The sequence below is a fragment of the Komagataeibacter swingsii genome, from assembly GCF_003207895.1.
Lineage (GTDB): Bacteria > Pseudomonadota > Alphaproteobacteria > Acetobacterales > Acetobacteraceae > Komagataeibacter > Komagataeibacter swingsii.
In genome coordinates this window covers 1-16422 of sequence record NZ_NKUB01000005.1, presented here as the reverse complement: position 1 = coordinate 16422, position 16422 = coordinate 1, and the positions used below count along the sequence as shown (strand labels likewise).

The following is a 16422-nucleotide window of genomic DNA, read 5'->3' as shown; positions in this document are numbered from 1 at the left end:
AAAAAAACGGCCCGGTGCGATACCGGGCCGTTTTTGTTTGCAGGTTCCTGAAAAATAAAGTTTCGGGTACCGCCTTTTTTCAATAAAGGCGGCGTTCTTTGAAGCTTTTTGAAAAAAGCTTCACCAAAAACGTCTTTCAGGCCACCCCTTGCCTCAGCCCATATGGCACAGGCGCAGGAAACGCGATGCGTCCGTAACCTCCAGCGCAAGCAGGCGCAGGCCTGCTTCCTGCCTGTCATCGCGGCCCCATATGTCCATCTGGGTGCGTTCATCCACGGATGCGATCTCGGCTGCCTTCGCGGCGGACAGCGCGCCGGTCACCACCGCCAGCCCCAGCACGATGCTTTTCATCGCGGGGACCATAACCCCCAGCGCGGCAAGCGTGGGGTCATCCATCTTTTCCAGTATGCCACGCCACGCCGCCTGCACCGCCTGCGGCTGCGACAGGGGCATGACGCCCTGCGTCACCGCCATGTCGATGCCATAGCGCGCCTGCAGCCATGCAAGCTGCAGGTCCCATTCCGCCTTCTGCCGCGCGCATAGCAGGGCGGGATGGTCCGCGCGGTAGCACAGCAGTTCCCCATCCACATATTGCAGCAGGGCCGTCACCTGTGCTGCCGGGTCGGGGGCGACACGTTCGATCATGGTACCGGCGATACGGGTCAGCGGCAGGTCATCGGGGGTGAAGTCCCCACCCTTTTCTCCACCGGCATGCGCCCATTCATCGGCAATCGCACCGGCCAGCGCGCGCGACGCCACACATAGCGGCGTCCCGCCGGGCAGGCGGATGCCGCGCCCGTCAAGCGCGACGCTGAATCCCCCCTCCGCCGGGCAGGCGGCGGCCTGTGTCCAGAACCGCTTGCGCCTGCCCTGTGTCTGGGGCGTGGGGGGGCGTACCCCCGCCTTCATCGCGTTGCCCTGCGTCATCTCAGGATGCCCAGCCCCTTCAGCAGGCCAGCCGCCTTCTTCACATCCGGCGAGGACTTGGAATTGCCCAGCAGCCCCGCAGCGCCCGAGGACTGCGCCTTGGGTGCCGCCGTCGTGGGTTCGGGGCCGGCCTGTCCCTCGCGCGCGGCCTTCAGCGTGGCGGGGCATGGATCGACCGCCGCCTTGCTGTCCGACCCGCCCAGCAGCAGGCCGATGGCGTAACGGCCATCGGCGCCGCCATCCATCTTGGGACGCGGGGATGAAAGCGTGCCCCCCACGCGCAGCGGCACCGTGGCCCCGGTGCCACCAATCATGACCTGCGGCACAAGATGCAGGTCCAGGTCATGCGATACCATGCCCACCGTGCCCTTGCCGGTCACGGTCAGCGCATTGGTCTGCACGCCGATGGTGTCGACATTCGCCTGCCTGTCCGCCATGTTCATGTGCAGGCCGAAGCATCGCAGCGCGATCGGGCCGGACCCCAGCGCGCCACGCGCCGCATCCCCCAGCAGTTCACCCAGCGCACTGCCGCTGACCGTGCCATTGACCATGGACACGCCAAGGTGCCCGGTCATGGCGGTGCGCAGTTCGGTCGCGGTGTTCCCCTGCGAACGCACCTGCCCCACAACCTGCAGCGCGCCCTGCACCATGTTGGACAGGCCCGCCTTGCTTTCCAGCCATGTCGCCGGCAGCACCAGCGTGCCGATGGTGCCCGATACGGTGGGCACGCTGCCCGATGCATCGACCTCGAACTGGCCCGACAGGCGGCGGCCGGTGCCTTCGGCCTGTAGCGGATCAACCTTCAGCAGCCCGTTGCGCAGGCTGATATGGGTCAGGGCGTTGTGGTATTCATCACCCTCGAATTCCAGTTGCGCCGCCGTCAGGCGCAGGTCTGCATCCAGCTTGCGCAGCCGGTCGAACGGCAGCGTTTCATCACTGCCCTTGCCATTCGCAGGGGCGACAGTGCTGGCGTCGGCCCTGGTCGCGGTGGCGTTGCCCATCAGGGCATCCGCATTCACCCAGCTTGCGTCAAGCGCGCCACTGACCAGCGGCACGCCCGAATGCCCGCCATGGACCGACAGGTCCAGCGCCCCCTTGAGGGAGACCTGCGTGCTCTTGAGCGCAATATCCGAAAGCTGGAAATGCGCGCCGTTATCCTCGCTGACCAGATGGGTCGAGGCTTCCAGATGGTCGATCACGGCCCCATTGGGCAGCGGCAGCTTGCCCGCGGTCGCGTTGACATTCACCACCGCGCGCGACCCGCCCAGCGTGCCCGCGACACGCAGGCTGCCCGGGTCACCCGACAGGTCCAGCGACAGCGGCAACGGGTCCGCCAGATGCGTCAGCGCCGCCTGTTCCACCTGCTGCAGCGATCCCAGCGTGCCGGACAGTTTCAGCCCCTGTCCCTGCCATGTGCCCTGGCTGCGGATGGTCACGGCGTCCTTCGGACCCGGCGCGTCAACCGACAGCCCCTGCAACGTCAGGCCGGACAGGTACTGCCCGGCATCCACCGCGCCCGTGTCCAGGTGCAGGGAATTGAGCAGCGGCGTGCTGCCGTCCTTGTCCGCCGCACTGCCATCGACCACATTGGCCTTGAGCGACAGCCGCCGCACGTCCGGCAGGCTCAGCCCCGGCACGAAGGCCTCGATCGCCTTCAGGCTGGCGATGTTGCCATCCAGTGTGACGTTGTAGCCCTTCATGTGGTCGGGATCGGCCACGGTGCCATCCACCGCCAGTTGCCCGACCTGCTGCCCGCCGGCCCTGAACGCCGCCTGCAATGCAACCGGCCACCCGGCGCGCGCGGTGGATGTCAGGTTGAGCGCACCCGTATGGCCCGCCAGCGTGAAGCTGCCGCTGTCGTTATGGCCCGCCACGTCAATTTCGGGTTTCGCGCCATCAACGCCCGACAGGTTGATGTGGTCCAGCACCACCTTGCCCTTGCTGCCCGACATCCTGTCATCCCAGTCAAGGTCGGCATTGCTTATGCGGATGCTGCCGACCTGCACCTTCCAGTCGGATGCGGCCTGCGTGGCCTTTGCATCAGGCGTGGCCGTGGCCTGCGCCCCGGTGGGCGACAGGCGCCAGTTCGCCTCTCCCTTGTCCGTGCGTTCCAGATGGACGACGGGGTGGACCAGCTTCAGGTCCTCCAGCCGGATTTCATGGTGCAGCAGCGCCATCAGCCCCATGCTGGCCTGCAGTTTTTCCGCCGTCACCATGTCGGTATAGGCGCCGCCAGCCATGTCCGACAGCCCGACATCACTGACAGACAGCGACAGGGTCGGGAATACATGCAGTTCCAGCCCCCCCATGCGCACCTTGCGGCCGGTCTGTTTTTCAATCGCGGCGATGGCCTTGGTGCGCAGCGCGTCAGGGTCCAGCATGGACTTGACCGCAAGCCCGGCCCCGCCCGCGATCACGACCAGTGCTGCGACCGAGCCGAGGAGGATGCGCCGTGCATTTCCGTTCTGTGCCATTTTCAATTCCTGTCCTGTACCATTCTGGCCGCGCTAGCTGCGGCGGGGCTGCGCCGTGGCGGGTGCGACAAAACCGATCTGCCGGAATGTCTCACGCATGTGGGGGGGCGGGTCCGCCTCGACCACCAGAGTACCCCCGGCCGGATGCGGCAGTTCCAGCCTGCGGGCATGCAGGTGTAGCTTATCCGTAAACCCCGTGACATGCGCTATGTCACCGCCATATTTCGGATCGCCCAGTATGGGGTTGCCCAATGCCTCACAATGCACGCGCAACTGGTGGGTGCGGCCCGTCAGCGGGGAAAGCGCCAGCCATGACAGCTTGCGCCCCGCCGCATCCAGCACCTCGTATTCCGACAGGGCGTGCACCGCATCCGCGTCCCCGCGTTCGGCCACCACGCTGATCGCGCCCGCCCCCGCGCCCAGTTTGGTCAACGGCTGGTCGATGATGCCCGTGGCCGGGCTGGGGCGGCCCACGACCACCGCCCAGTAGACCTTGTGCACGTCACGCCCGCGAAAGGCCGCCGCCAGCCTGGCGGCAACCCCGGGCGTGCGCGCGACCAACAGCAGGCCGGACGTATCACGGTCGATGCGGTGGACCAGGCGCGGGCGCGGGTCATCGGGATTTTCGCGCAGGCCATCGAGCAGCGCGTCGATATGGTGCGTAATGCCCGGACCGCCCTGCACCGCGATGCCGGCGGGCTTGTTCAGCACGATCACGTGGTCATCACGGTAGATGACCATCTTGTTGATCTCGCGCACCTGCCGTTCGTCCAGCGGCCTGACCGCCAGTGGCGGGGGACGGTTGGCATTGGGGATGGGCGGCACGCGCACGGCCTGCCCCGGCTCCAGCCGGGTGGCGGCGGTGGCGCGCCTGCCATCCACGCGCACCTGCCCCGTGCGGCACAGCTTCTGCAACGCACCCTGCGTCAGGTGGGGGTAATGCCTGCGGAACCAGCGGTCGAGGCGGATATCGGCTTCGTCATCGCTGACGGTAAGGGTAACGACACTCATGACCCACGGCTTTCGCGCACTCTGTTCCAACTGTCCAGTCGTCGCGCCACTTCGCGTTCGTATCCGCGCCCGGTGGGCTGGTACAGTTTCGGGCGGCGCATGCCATCGGGGAAGTAGTTCTGGCCCGATATGCCCCCTTCGGCATCGTGGTCGTATTCATACCCCTTGCCGTAGCCGATATCCTTCATGAGCGTGGTCGGCGCGTTGAGGATATGCGCCGGCGGCATCAGGCTGCCGGTGGCGCGCGCCGCCCTGCGGGCCATGTTGTAGCCCTTGTACACCGCGTTGGACTTGGGCGCGGTGGCCAGGTGCACCACAAGCTGGGCCAGCGCCAGTTCGCCCTCCGGCGATCCCAGGCGCTCGAACGTCTCCCACGCGGCGACCGCCAGCGGCAGGGCCTGCGGGTCGGCCATGCCCACGTCCTCGGCGGCGAAGCGGGTCAGGCGGCGGGCGATGTAGCGCGGGTCCTCGCCGCCTTCCAGCATGCGGGCGAACCAGTACAGCGCCGCGTCCGGGTCCGATCCGCGCATGGATTTATGCAGCGCCGAGATCAGGTTGTAATGCTCCTCCCGGTCCTTGTCATACAATGCGGCGCGCCGGGCCAGCAGGCTGGACAGGGCTGCGGGGTCCAGCGGCGCCTTCTGCGGTGGCAGGGCCAGAAGCTGCTCGACCATGTTCAGCAGGTAGCGCCCGTCGCCATCGGCCATGGCGCGCAGGGTGGCGCGGGCTTCGGGCGTCAGCGGCAGGGTCGTGCCCGTGGTGGCTTCGGCGCGTTCCAGCAGCTTTTCCATCGCCGCGTCATCCAGCCGGTGCAGCACCAGCACCTGGCAGCGCGACAGCAGGGCGCTGTTCAGCGCGAAGGACGGGTTTTCCGTCGTGGCCCCCACCAGCACCACGGTGCCATCTTCCACCACCGGCAGGAAACCGTCCTGCTGGGCGCGGTTGAAGCGGTGGATTTCATCCACGAACAGCAACGTGCCGCCGCCACTGGCGCTGGTGCGCCGCGCATCCTCGAACGCGCGCTTGAGGTCGGCCACACCGGAAAACACCGCCGAAAGCTGCACGAAGCGCAGCCCCGCCGCATTCGCCAGCAGGCGGGCGATGGTGGTCTTGCCAACACCCGGCCCGCCCCACAGGATCAGGCTGGCCAGCGACCCGCGCGCCAGCATCTGGCGCAGGCTGCCCTGGGGGCCGAGCAGATGGTCCTGTCCCACCACCTCATCCAGCGTGGCCGGGCGCAGGCGGTCGGCCAGGGGCTGGGTGCGCGCGGCGACTTTCGGTTCATGGGCCGGGAACGGAACCGGGCCACGCCCGTCGTGCCGTGGCGGGGGGGCGCCAAACAGGTCCGCCGGTTCGTTATCCATGCTGTCTCGCCTGCCTGCCATATGCTCCTGCCTGTATCATAGCGGCCCCACGTGGCGGACCCTCGCTGAATCTGGGAACTCTCGCCCTTCAATACCAGTACCCCCGGCACAATACATGCCCCACAGGGCAGCGGCACGCGCCCTCAGAACTGGAAATAGATGAAGGGTTCGGGTGGTCGCCCGCCAATCAGGAACACCAGCAGCACGAAGGCGACGCCCGCTGCCACCGCCATCCACGGCGCGGGCCGCAGGCGTTCCAGCACCACCTGCTGCGACGCGGGGCCGATCACCGCCACACCTGCCGCCAGCGCCAGCACGACCGGATGGCGGATGGCGGTCGCGCCCGTGCCATGCAGCCCGGCCATCGCCCCCAGCATGTGCCCGGCCGTGGCAAGGTCGGCCGCGCGGAACACCACCCATGTCAGCAGCACGAACCCCATGGTCAGCACGTAGCCGCCCACGCGCGGCATGGCCCGGCCCGCACGGTCCCACACATGGGCCACCGCCAGCGCCGCGCCATGCAGCAGGCCCCAGACGACAAAATTCCATCCCGCCCCGTGCCACACGCCCGCCAGCCACATCGTCACCATCACGTTGGCGGCCTGCCGCTGCGGCGTGCAGCGGTTTCCACCCAGTGGGATATAGATGTAATCACGCAGGAAGCGCGACAGCGTCATGTGCCACCGCCGCCAGAAATCCCGCACCGAAACCGCCCTGTAGGGCGCATTGAAATTGAATGGCAGGCGGATGCCCATCATCAGCGCCATGCCGATGGCCATGTCGGAATAACCCGAAAAATCGAAATAGATCTGCAGCATGTAGGCTACCGCCGCAAGCCACGCCGCCCCCATGCCCGGCACATGGCCCGCTTGGGCTGCGTCAAACACCGGGGTGCAGATGGTGCCCAGCGTGTCGGCCAGCCCCACCTTCTTGCCAAGGCCCACCAGCAGCAGCAGACCGCCCCGGCCAAGGTTTTCCCACATCGCGGCGTTGCGGGGACTGGTATCGAACTGCGGGATCAGTTCGTTATGCCGCACGATGGGACCCGCCACGAGCTGCGGGAAGAACGTGACGAATTCCATGAAATCCGCCAGCCGGTACACCCGCGCCTGCCCGCGCCCCAGATCGACAAGGTAGGAGATTTTCTGGAACACGAAAAACGACAGCCCCAGCGGCAGCACGATGGGCCACGGCGCATGGTCGCGCCCCATCCAGTGCATGAAGCTGCCTGCCAGCCAGTCGGCGTATTTGAAGCCGAACAGCACGGCAAGGTTGCCCGCGATCCCCGCCCGCAGCCACATGCGCTGGCCGGTCCGCCCCCACAGGATGGCGACCATCTGGCTGAACCCGATCATCGCCAGAAGGAACGGGACGAAGCGCCAGTCCCACAATCCATAGAACAGTACCGAGGCCGCGATGATGACACCCTGCCGCGCGGCCCGGCTGTCGCCCACGGCGTAATACAGCCCAAGGACCAGCGGCAGGAAGACAACCAGGAATGACTGCGACGCGAACAGCATCAGCCGTCGCGTTCCGCCACCGCCTGCCCCGCCGCATGGCCGCTGGCCCATGCCCACTGGAAATTGTAGCCGCCCAGCCAGCCGGTCACGTCCACCGCTTCGCCCACCATGAACAGGCCGGGCACGTCACGCGCCTGCATGTCGCGTGAGGACAGGCAGTCCGTATCCACCCCGCCGCGCGTGACCTCGGCCTTCACGTAGCCTTCGGTGCCATGCGGGTTGAGCCGCCAGTGCGACAGCACGCTGGCGGCATTGGCCAGCACCGCATCAGGCATGCCCGCAAGCTGCCCGTCAGGCAGGTGCGCTTGCGCCATGAGCTGGGCTAGACGCTGCGGCAGCAGCATGGACAGCATGGCCACCCCGCCCGCGCGCGGGCGGTCGCGCTTGATATCCAGCAGCCTGTGCACGGCGTCGATGCCGGGCAGCAGGTCGATATCCAGCACCTGCCCCGGCCGCCAGTAGGACGAAGCCTGCAGGATGGCAGGCCCCGACAGGCCACGATGGGTAAAGACCATGCCATCACGGAAGGTGACCTGCCGCGCCTGCCGTCCCTCCCCCTCATGGCAGGTAATGCCCACCGTGACCGACAGCCCGGCCAGCGGCTCCATCCATTCGCGGTCCTGCACGCCGAATGTCAGCGGCACCAGGGCTGGCGCGGGCGGGACGACACGCAACCCGAACCGGCGCGCAAGGTCGTGGGCCAGCCCCGTCGCCCCCAGCTTGGGTATCGACAGCCCGCCGGTTGCGACAACCAGGCTGGGGGCATGGAAAATGCCGTGATCCGTCTCGACCCGGAAATGCCCTGCCCCGTCACGCGCCACGTCGATGATCCGGTGCGACACCCGCACATCCACCTGCCCCGCGGCACATTCGCGCCGCAGCATGTCCACGATGTCGCGCGCCGAACGGTCACAGAACAGTTGCCCCGCCGCCTTTTCATGCCACGGGATGCGATGCCGCTGCACCATCGCCAGGAAATCGGCGGGCGTGTACCGCGCCAGCGCCGACTTGGCGAAATGCGGGTTGGCGGACAGGAACTGCCCCGGCCCGGTATCCATATTGGTGAAATTGCACCGGCCCCCGCCGGAAATCAGGATCTTGCGCCCCGCATGCGGCGCATGGTCCAGCACCAGCACCCGCGCGCCCGCCTGCCCCGCCGTGGCGGCCGCCATGAGGCCCGCAGCCCCCGCCCCCAGCACGATGGCGCCGAAACCGGTGGTATGTGCCGTCATGTCCCTAGAAATCCAGATCCGCGTAATGGGCGGGGGGGGTGAAGCCGGTGATGCGGTCCTGCAGCAGGGCGCGGAAGCATGGGCGGCTCTTGACGCGGGCGTACCAGTCCTTGGCCGCGGGTGCGCGCGACCAGTCCACGTCATCAAGGAAATCAAGGCACGACAGGTGGGCGGCGGCGGCGAAATCCGCCATCGACAGCATGTTGCCCGCCAGCCACTGCCGCGTTTCGGCCAGCCAGTCGATATAGGACAGGTGGGTGCGGATATTGGCGTATCCCGCGCGCAGGGCCGCGCCATCGGGGTTGCCCTTGCCCGAAATGCGCTTCATCACCTTTTCATTGAGCAGGTTGCGCGACACCTCGGCCCCGAATTTCTCGTCGAACCAGACCACCAGCCGGCGCACCTCCACCCGTTCGGCCAGCGTGCGGCCCAGCAGCGGGGTGTCGGGATAGGCTTCCTCCAGATATTCGCAGATGACCCACGAATCGGGAATGCACAGCCCGTTGCTTTCCTGTAGCATGGGCACCGTGCCGGCAGGATTGCGATCAAGGTATTCGGGACGGCGTTCCCACACCCGCTCGGTCTTGAGTTCGAAGGGCAAGCGCTTTTCCCCCAGCACGAGGCGGACCTTGCGGGAATAGGGGGAAAGGGGAAGGTGATACAGGATGCGCATGTTCCCGCTTTATTGCATTGTCCCGCCCTTCGCCAAGCCCCGAGTGCGCAGGCATGAAAAAGTATGGCTGCATGGCGGGTGGACGGGACATCCTTCCCTCGACAGGGATGGCCTGACACGGTAGCTGGAAACACCATGCCCCACTCACCAGACAGGACAGGATAACGTTGCCCGACGAACTGCGTCCCACACCGAAAATCCGCGCACGCGGGCGGTCGTTCCTTGCCCTGGTGCTGTCGCCCGAACCTGTCCTGGCCGACTGGCTGGCCGGGCTTGACGCGCAGATCGCGCGATCGAGCACGTTCTTCGCCGGCAAGCCGGTCATCCTTGACCTGTCCCTGCTGGACGCCGCGACGGAAGGGCTGGCCGACCTGTATCCCGCGCTGTGCGCGCGCGGCATCCGCGTCATCGGCATAGAAGGCGGCGACGCCGCATGGCCCGCCTGCGCGGGATGGGACTGGCCATCGGGGTTCATGGGCGGCCGCGCGTCCGGCGCCGTGGACATACCCGATGACGCCGCCCCCGCGCAGCCGCAGCCCTCACGCGGGTCATCCATGATCATCGAACAGCCCATCCGTTCGGGGCAGGTGATCATGAACCCCGATGGTGATGTGATCGTCATCGGCTCCGTCGGGTCGGGGGCCGAGGTGACGGCCGGCGGGTCGATCCATGTCTATGGCCCGCTGCGCGGCCGCGCCATCGCGGGCATGAACGGCCAGCCCGACGCGCGCATATTCGCCCATTCCATGCAGGCGGAACTACTGGCCATTGACGGATATTACATAACTGCGGAGGAAATTGATCCTCAGTATGTTGAAAAACCCGCGCAGATCGTCCTCACTAATGACACACTTGTGGTCCAGCCGCTTGTGCCGCCTGCCTTTCCCGTGCGTAAACGCTAGGCAGGCGCCCGAAAGTCCCCCGTCGCGCTCCTTACGCGTGCCAACCATCCAACCGTATCCATCAGGTCATGAACAAGAAAACACCCCCTAAAAGCGGACAAGCAGGTACCTCAATGGCAAAAGTGCTGGTTGTCACATCCGGCAAGGGCGGCGTCGGAAAAACCACCTCAACCGCCGCACTGGGCGCCGCGCTGGCACAGACCGGGCAGAATGTCGTCGTGGTCGATTTTGACGTGGGCCTGCGTAACCTCGACCTCGTGATGGGGGCTGAGCGGCGGGTCGTGTTCGACCTGATCAACGTGATCCAGGGCGACGCCAAGCTGTCGCAGGCGTTGATCCGCGACAAGCGCATCGAGACGCTGTCCATCCTGCCCGCGTCCCAGACGCGCGACAAGGACGCGCTGACGGCCGAAGGCGTCGCCCGCGTCATGCAGGAACTGCGCGAAAAGTTCGACTGGGTGATCTGTGACAGCCCGGCAGGCATCGAACGCGGCGCGCAACTGGCCATGTACCATGCCGACCACGCCATTGTCGTGACCAACCCCGAGGTATCGTCCGTGCGCGACAGTGACCGGATCATCGGGATGCTGGACAGCACGACCGAAAAGGCGAAGGGCGGCGGCAAGATCGAAAAACACCTGCTGCTGACCCGCTACGACCCCGCGCGCGCGGCGCGCGGCGAGATGCTGCGCATCGAGGACGTGCTGGAAATCCTGTCCATCCCGCTGCTGGGCATCATTCCCGAAAGCGAGGAAGTGCTGCGTGCATCGAACCTTGGCGCGCCGGTCACGTTAAGCAGTCCCGACAGCCCGCCTGCCCGGGCCTATGCCGAAGCCGCCCGCCGACTGGAAGGCGAAAAGCTGGAGATCACGGTCCCGACCGAGCGCAAGGGGCTGCTCGCACGCCTGTTCAAGGGGAAAAGCTGATGAGCCTGTTTGGTTCCCTTTTTGGCCGCGCCACGAAAACATCGGCCCCGGTCGCCCGCGACAGGCTGCAGATCCTGCTGGCGCATGAACGTACGGGGGAAGGCTATGAATCCGATCTCCTGTCCAAGCTGCAGGCGGAGATCCTGCAGGTCATCAAGCGGCATATCCCCGTCGACCAGGAAAAGGTGCAGGTGAAGCTGGACCGTGGCAATTCCGTCTCGATGCTGGAAATCGACATCGAGGTACCGCAGATCCGCACGCCGGGCCACCCGTAAGGCGCGCCCGTCCGGGTTACGCCGCGTCAGGACAGGCGGGGTTCGATCCAGCGGCGCGCGTGTTCGAAATCGCGCGTGACCGCCGCCTGCGCCGCCGCCACGTCACGCTGGCGCAATGCCGCGATCAGGTCGTCATGCGGATGGGTGCGCCCTTCGTGCTGCATCTGGATCATAGGGCGTGACAGGGCATAGATCGGCCCGATCCGCATCCACAGGTTACGCAGGATCGTGGCGGTCAGCGGCAGTTCGGCCAATGTCGCCACCGTGGTGTGGAAATCCGCGTTGAAGGCCGCCATGCCGCCATCGTCATTCGCGTGCGAGGCAGTCATGAACTGCTGCTGCAAGATGACCAGCGCCTCGATTCCATGATCGGACGCGCGCCGGGCGGCGGCGGCGGCAAGGCGCATTTCCAGGTCAACGCGCAGGTCATGGATTTCGGCAAAGCTGCGCTGGGTCATGGCGGGCACGACGGCCGTATTGCGGTCATTGAGTTCCAGCGCATGTTCGGACACAAGGCGCAGCAGCGCCTCGCGCACGGGGGTGGGGCTAAGCCCCAGTTCCGCCGCCAGTGGGCGCAGCACCAGCCGTTCGCCCGAGCGATAACGGCTGCGGATCAGCCCACGACGCACATGCTCATAGGCGTCGTCGCTCAACGCGCGGCGGGGAAGCTTTTCAGACTGGCCTGCGCTGAATGATACCATGCCGTTTACTTCATCCTTAATGCAAATAGGTCTTATTAGTACAGATCAATAATGATCTCGGCGTGAATGGCAACGCCTGACGTAACGAAAAACCCGTTTTTCCCGCATTTAGGATGTTAGCGGCCTGTCCCGCCCCCAAAACCGCCTGATGAAGGAACCCCTTTCCGCTCGGCCCGTTAGCACCAACAATGATCCGTCACGGACGTGCCTACCCGCATGCCCGGAACCGACAAGGAGAGCATCATGTCCGAGACAGGCGAAAACACGTTCCTGACCGATGTACGGACCCTGCGGGAACGCGCGAAGAAGACGATCGAGAAAGGCGCCCTTACCCCCGCCTATCAGGGCAATGTCCAGACTGCGATCGACCTGCTGCAGACTGTCGTTGCGACCGAACTTGTATGCGTGCTGCGCTATACCATGCATTCCATTTCCGTCACGGGCATTACCAGCGAAAGTGTTGCCGACGAATTCGCCGCCCATGCCAAGGAGGAACGTGCCCATATGATGTGGGCGGCCAACCGCATCGACCAGCTTGGCGGCGTGCCGGACCTGTCGCCTGAAGGGCTGGCGACCCGGTCCGCCACCGAATATGGCGATGGCGGCAACCTGGTGGAAATGGTGCGCCAGAACCTTGTGGCCGAACGGCTGGTCATCGAACATTACCGCGAACTGATCCGCTATTTTGCCGACCATGACCCCACAACGCGGATCATGCTTGAAAAGATCCTGGCGGAAGAGGAAGAACACGCAACCGACATGCACGACCTGCTGGTCGCCCATGAAGGCCGCCCCTTCCTGCCATCCTGACCCTGTCCCGCCCGCTTTCCGCCGCCTGCCCCGCATGCGCCCTACCCCGGTCGGACCGGGGCGGATGGCATTGTCGCGCGCGGCGTCCGGCCACAGGGCCGGCAATACCGAACGCGATCCCATCCGTCATCCCGCAACCGGGAAGTGCTGGCCGATATGGCGATCGCGGGCAAAGGCGGTGCCAGCCATGAAAAGTTTTTGGTGAAGCTTTTTTCAAAAAGCTTCAAAGAACGCCGCCTTTTTGAAAAAAGGCGGCACCCAAAAACTTTTATTTATTATCAATGCGTTGCTTTGAAATAAGCGATTAAATCTGGCGCATCCACACCGTATCGATCGCGTGGCTGGCGCTTTTGTGCATGACCACGCGGGCGCGTTCGCGCGTGGGCAGGATGTTCTGCCGCAGGTTGGGCAGGTTGATGCGCCGCCAGATATCATGCGCCATGCGCGCGGCCTCATCGGGTGTCAGGTCGGCGCAATGATGGAAATAGGATGTCGGCTTGCGGAACGCCGTGCACTGCAGGGACAGGAAGCGTTTTACGTACCAGTCCTCGATCACCTGTGTATCGGCATCCAGATAAATGGAAAAATCGAAGAAGTCGGACGCCATGAACGGCTGTTCGGATACGGTCTGCAACACGTTCAGCCCCTCGAATATCAGGATGTCGGGCTGGTCGATCACCTGATAGCGGTCAGGCACGATGTCATAGGCTTCGTGCGAGTAGACGGGCACCTTCAGGTCACGCTCCCCCGCCTTCAGCGCGGCGAGGAAGGCAATCATCTGCCGCAGGTCATAGCTTTCGGGAAAGCCCTTGCGGTGCATGAGGTGACGCCGTTCCAGTTCACGGGTGGAATGCAGGAAGCCATCAGTCGTGACCAGCGCCACATTCGGGTGGTCGGGCCAGCGCGACAGCACCGCCTGCAGCAGGCGGGCGAACGTGCTCTTGCCCACGCCCACGCTGCCCGCGATGCCGATCACGAATGGCATGGTCACCGCCGGCGCGCCGATAAAGGCGCTCTTGACCATGTTGTTCATGCTGCGCGTCGCCATGACATGCAGGTTGAGCAGGCGCGAAAGCGGCAGGTAGACCTCGGTTATGTCTTCCAGCGAGACCGGCTCGTTATGCCCCCGCAGGGCGGCGATATCCGCCTCCCCCAGCGACTGGGGCACATTCGCGCGCAGGGCCGCCCATTCCGGACGTGGAAAGACCAGATAAGGCTGCACCATCCCGTGGGGCGGATGCGTGGAGGTGACGGGACACGTGTCCAGCACACAGTTCTCCATGCCCTTGTCCTTTCTGCTATGGCGCCTGCGCGTGGGTGCAGGCCATCTGCCGCGTATCACCATCGCCCGCGCCAATCCATATGCCCGCCCCCCAATTTAGCGTGTGCAGGCCCCACCGGCCGGGCTTTCCCCGTATCCTGATACAGACGTGATAATTGTGACACACTGTCCGCCCCTGCATGGATGGTATGGAACCGGCGCAGGGGCCAGCGCGCATCCCGCCCGTACATCGTGCGTTAGGATATGCGCCCGGCCCATGCCGGTGCATGCATGAAGGACCCGGACCCCTGCAATGAACGACGCCACCATCCACCCGTTTTCCGCCTCACCACGCATCACCACGGCCACGGACTGGACGGATGGCCGTGCGCGCACGGCCCTGCGGCGCATACTGGATGCCGCCATCCGCAGCGCCATGCCCGATGCCGTGCTGGCGCGCTACCTGCCGCAGCGGCCAAAGGGCCGGTGCGTGGTGGTGGGCGCGGGCAAGGCCGCCGCATCCATGGCGGCCGCGCTGGAACAGGCATGGCCTGATGTGGACCTGACGGGCTGCGTGGTGACGCGTGACGGCCATACGGCCCCCACGCGCCGCATCCGCGTGCTGGAAGCCAGCCACCCCGTGCCGGACAGCCGGAGCGAGGCCGCGGCGCGTGCCATGATGGCCGAAATGGCGGGGCTGGGACCGGATGACCTTGTCATCGCCCTGATTTCGGGCGGGGGGTCGGCGCTGCTGGAACTGCCGGCCGATGGCCTGACGCTGGATGACATCCGCGCGGTCAACCATGCCCTGCTGCATTCCGGGGCCAGCATACGCGACATGAACATGGTCCGCCGCCACCTGTCGGCCATCAAGGGGGGTGGCCTGGCCGCCGCCGCCGGTCCCGCGCGCGTGGTGACACTGGCCATAAGCGACGTGCCGGGCGATGATCCGCTGACCATCGCCAGCGGCCCGACGGTGGCCGATCCCACCACCGCGGCCGACGCCCGCGCCATCATCGCGCATTACGGCATTACCGTGCCCGATGCGGTGCGGCGCGTGCTCATGCGCCCGCCGATCGCCAGCACGCTTTCCCCACGCAACCGTTATACGCTTTTATCCACGCCGTTCATGGCGCTGCAGGCCGCCGCCCGCACGGCGCGTGAACTGGGGCTGGCCACGCTGGTCCTTGGCGACGCGCTGGAGGGGGAAAGCCGCGACGCGGGCACGCTCATGGCGGGCATCGCCCTGTCCGCACGCCAGCATGGCATGCCGGTGACGGGGCCTGCGGTGCTGCTGTCGGGGGGCGAGACGACGGTGACCATCCCCCCCGACCAGCCCGCGCCGGGACGGGGCGGACGCAATACGGAATTCCTGCTGTCCATGGCCATTACCCTGCAGGGGCATGAGGGAATCTGGGCGATCGCGGCGGATAGCGACGGCATTGACGGGACCGAGGACGCGGCCGGCGCCATCATCACCCCCACCACCCTGTCCCGCGCCCGCGCGCTGGGGTGTGACCCGCGCGCCTGCCTGCGCGCGCATGACAGCTACACGCTGTTCCGGCAGACGGGCGACCTGGTTATGACCGGCCCCACCCTGACCAACGTGAATGACATCCGTGCGGTAATGGTCGTTTAGAGACTGCTTGAAAAGTCAGTTCATGATAGCACTTTAAAATTAAAGGAAGTTTTTGGTGAAGCTTTTTGCAAAAGCTTCGAAAGAACGCCGCCTTTTTGAAAAAAGACAGCACCCAAAAACTTTTATTGTTTTTTATCAATGGTTTGTTTTTAAACAGTCTCTTAGAGCACGCTGCGAATAGCTTGAATCGCAGGATTTCCAAAGGGCATGTGATGTGATTCAAGATGAAGACTGGCGGAGGAGGCCAGACTTCATGCCCAGAGCCTATTCACAGGATTTACGGGACCGCGTGATTGACGGGGTGGAGCAAGACGGCATGAGCTGCCGGGCGGCGGCACGGCGCTTTGGGGTAAGTGAGGCCTCGGCGATCAAATGGGTTCAGCGCGCAAGACGTATCGGGGATCGCTGCTGCGCGGGCACGGGCGGGCACCGTCCATCGAAAACCAGGCCTGAACGAGCCTGGCTGCTGGCCATCATTGCAGCCGAACCTGACATTACCCTTGCGGCGCTGTCGATCCGACTGCGCGACGAGCGTGGCGTTCAGGCCGACACGGGCATGCTGTCGCGCTTTTTTCAATCCGAAGGGATCAGCTTCAAAAAAAAGCGTGCTGCCCTGCGAGCAGGACCGGCCTGACGTCGCGCGCAAGCGCAGGTTCTGGAAGCGATATCAGACCGATATAGATCCCACGCGTCTGGTCTTCATTGAC

General features: G+C 65.4%; 17 protein-coding genes. 8 read left to right on the top strand and 9 right to left on the bottom strand.

All coding sequences use genetic code 11. The features are described from left to right. Positions 1-153: 153 nt before the first annotated feature. The 7 genes from CFR76_RS05800 to fzlA all read right to left on the bottom strand — a co-directional run bounded on the left by CFR76_RS05800 (position 154) and on the right by fzlA (position 9201). On the bottom strand, positions 154-927 hold the full coding sequence (locus tag CFR76_RS05800; protein WP_110556275.1) for an ATP12 family chaperone protein: 774 nt from the start codon (positions 925-927) through the stop codon (positions 154-156). After that, the gene (locus CFR76_RS05795; RefSeq protein ID WP_110556274.1) at positions 924-3401 is read right to left on the bottom strand and encodes an AsmA family protein; all 2478 of its coding nucleotides are present in this window, start codon (positions 3399-3401) and stop codon (positions 924-926) included. Before CFR76_RS05795 ends, CFR76_RS05800 begins: the two co-directional genes overlap by 4 nt. Positions 3402-3434: 33 nt before the next feature. After that, positions 3435-4412, bottom strand: coding sequence for an RluA family pseudouridine synthase (locus CFR76_RS05790; RefSeq protein WP_110556273.1), 978 nt, complete (start codon positions 4410-4412; stop codon positions 3435-3437). Continuing rightward, a complete protein-coding gene (locus CFR76_RS05785; RefSeq protein ID WP_110556272.1) occupies positions 4409-5797 on the bottom strand; it encodes a replication-associated recombination protein A in 1389 nt (462 codons plus the stop codon). The genes CFR76_RS05790 and CFR76_RS05785 overlap by 4 nt, the downstream gene beginning before the upstream one ends. Before the next feature lie 122 nt (positions 5798-5919). Beyond that, positions 5920-7296, bottom strand: a complete 1377-nt coding sequence (locus CFR76_RS05780) for an MBOAT family O-acyltransferase (RefSeq protein WP_110556388.1) — start codon at positions 7294-7296, stop codon at positions 5920-5922. After that, complete coding sequence (locus CFR76_RS05775) at positions 7296-8528, bottom strand: BaiN/RdsA family NAD(P)/FAD-dependent oxidoreductase (protein WP_110556271.1); 1233 nt, start codon at positions 8526-8528, stop codon at positions 7296-7298. Before CFR76_RS05775 ends, CFR76_RS05780 begins: the two co-directional genes overlap by 1 nt. A 4-nt stretch (positions 8529-8532) precedes the next feature. Continuing rightward, the gene (gene fzlA / locus CFR76_RS05770) at positions 8533-9201 is read right to left on the bottom strand and encodes an FtsZ-binding protein FzlA (protein WP_025437472.1); all 669 of its coding nucleotides are present in this window, start codon (positions 9199-9201) and stop codon (positions 8533-8535) included. Between the two features lie 167 nt (positions 9202-9368). Between fzlA and minC the strand changes: the two genes are divergently transcribed. The 3 genes from minC (at position 9369) to minE (ending at position 11304) form a co-directional block, all read left to right on the top strand. Beyond that, positions 9369-10103: a septum site-determining protein MinC gene (gene minC, locus CFR76_RS05765; RefSeq protein WP_110556270.1), complete on the top strand. Its 735-nt coding sequence runs from the start codon at positions 9369-9371 to the stop codon at positions 10101-10103. A gap of 113 nt (positions 10104-10216) precedes the next feature. Continuing rightward, a complete protein-coding gene (gene minD / locus CFR76_RS05760; RefSeq protein ID WP_010507105.1) occupies positions 10217-11029 on the top strand; it encodes a septum site-determining protein MinD in 813 nt (270 codons plus the stop codon). Then, positions 11029-11304, top strand: coding sequence for a cell division topological specificity factor MinE (minE, locus tag CFR76_RS05755; protein ID WP_110556269.1), 276 nt, complete (start codon positions 11029-11031; stop codon positions 11302-11304). The genes minD and minE overlap by 1 nt, the downstream gene beginning before the upstream one ends. 26 nt (positions 11305-11330) lie before the next feature. On the opposite strand, the gene CFR76_RS05750 is transcribed toward minE, so the two are convergent. Beyond that, entirely contained in the window at positions 11331-12005 is a 675-nt protein-coding gene (locus CFR76_RS05750) for a GntR family transcriptional regulator (protein WP_025437469.1), read from the bottom strand. 243 nt (positions 12006-12248) lie between these two features. Here CFR76_RS05750 and CFR76_RS05745 point away from each other — a divergent pair, with 243 nt between their 5' ends. Both CFR76_RS05745 and CFR76_RS17950 read left to right on the top strand, forming a co-directional pair. After that, the gene (locus CFR76_RS05745; protein WP_110556387.1) at positions 12249-12815 is read left to right on the top strand and encodes a ferritin-like domain-containing protein; all 567 of its coding nucleotides are present in this window, start codon (positions 12249-12251) and stop codon (positions 12813-12815) included. A 144-nt stretch (positions 12816-12959) separates the two neighbouring features. Further along, on the top strand, positions 12960-13115 hold the full coding sequence (locus tag CFR76_RS17950; RefSeq protein ID WP_167402060.1) for a hypothetical protein: 156 nt from the start codon (positions 12960-12962) through the stop codon (positions 13113-13115). Between the two features lie 4 nt (positions 13116-13119). On the opposite strand, the gene coaA is transcribed toward CFR76_RS17950, so the two are convergent. Then, a complete protein-coding gene (gene coaA / locus CFR76_RS05740) occupies positions 13120-14097 on the bottom strand; it encodes a type I pantothenate kinase (RefSeq protein ID WP_110556268.1) in 978 nt (325 codons plus the stop codon). Positions 14098-14389: 292 nt separating this feature from the next. Here coaA and CFR76_RS05735 point away from each other — a divergent pair, with 292 nt between their 5' ends. From CFR76_RS05735 to CFR76_RS05730, 3 genes are all read left to right on the top strand, one after another. Continuing rightward, positions 14390-15715 carry a glycerate kinase type-2 family protein gene (locus tag CFR76_RS05735; RefSeq protein WP_110556267.1) on the top strand — a complete coding sequence of 442 codons (1326 nt, stop codon included), beginning with the start codon at positions 14390-14392 and terminating at the stop codon, positions 15713-15715. A 55-nt stretch (positions 15716-15770) separates the two neighbouring features. Beyond that, positions 15771-15896 (top strand): hypothetical protein, encoded by a 126-nt coding sequence (locus CFR76_RS18685; protein WP_264986537.1) that lies wholly within the window; start codon positions 15771-15773, stop codon positions 15894-15896. Between the two features lie 72 nt (positions 15897-15968). Further along, on the top strand, positions 15969-16349 hold the full coding sequence (locus CFR76_RS05730) for an IS630 transposase-related protein (RefSeq protein WP_146222642.1): 381 nt from the start codon (positions 15969-15971) through the stop codon (positions 16347-16349). Positions 16350-16422: the final 73 nt, after the last annotated feature.

Bases quoted from the DNA above. Each gene is read 5' to 3' on its own strand.
- CFR76_RS05785 (WP_110556272.1), bottom strand. From the start codon at position 5,797: ATGGCAGGCAGGCGAGACAGCATGGATAACGAACCGGCGGACCTGTTT.
- fzlA (WP_025437472.1), bottom strand. From the start codon at position 9,201: ATGCGCATCCTGTATCACCTTCCCCTTTCCCCCTATTCCCGCAAGGTC.
- coaA (WP_110556268.1), bottom strand. From the start codon at position 14,097: ATGGAGAACTGTGTGCTGGACACGTGTCCCGTCACCTCCACGCATCCG.
- minD (WP_010507105.1), top strand. From the start codon at position 10,217: ATGGCAAAAGTGCTGGTTGTCACATCCGGCAAGGGCGGCGTCGGAAAA.
- CFR76_RS05790 (WP_110556273.1), bottom strand. From the start codon at position 4,412: ATGAGTGTCGTTACCCTTACCGTCAGCGATGACGAAGCCGATATCCGC.
- CFR76_RS05775 (WP_110556271.1), bottom strand. From the start codon at position 8,528: ATGACGGCACATACCACCGGTTTCGGCGCCATCGTGCTGGGGGCGGGG.
- CFR76_RS05750 (WP_025437469.1), bottom strand. From the start codon at position 12,005: ATGGTATCATTCAGCGCAGGCCAGTCTGAAAAGCTTCCCCGCCGCGCG.
- CFR76_RS05795 (WP_110556274.1), bottom strand. From the start codon at position 3,401: ATGGCACAGAACGGAAATGCACGGCGCATCCTCCTCGGCTCGGTCGCA.
- CFR76_RS05780 (WP_110556388.1), bottom strand. From the start codon at position 7,296: ATGCTGTTCGCGTCGCAGTCATTCCTGGTTGTCTTCCTGCCGCTGGTC.
- CFR76_RS05735 (WP_110556267.1), top strand. From the start codon at position 14,390: ATGAACGACGCCACCATCCACCCGTTTTCCGCCTCACCACGCATCACC.
- CFR76_RS05800 (WP_110556275.1), bottom strand. From the start codon at position 927: ATGACGCAGGGCAACGCGATGAAGGCGGGGGTACGCCCCCCCACGCCC.
- minE (WP_110556269.1), top strand. From the start codon at position 11,029: ATGAGCCTGTTTGGTTCCCTTTTTGGCCGCGCCACGAAAACATCGGCC.
- CFR76_RS05745 (WP_110556387.1), top strand. From the start codon at position 12,249: ATGTCCGAGACAGGCGAAAACACGTTCCTGACCGATGTACGGACCCTG.
- CFR76_RS05730 (WP_146222642.1), top strand. From the start codon at position 15,969: ATGCCCAGAGCCTATTCACAGGATTTACGGGACCGCGTGATTGACGGG.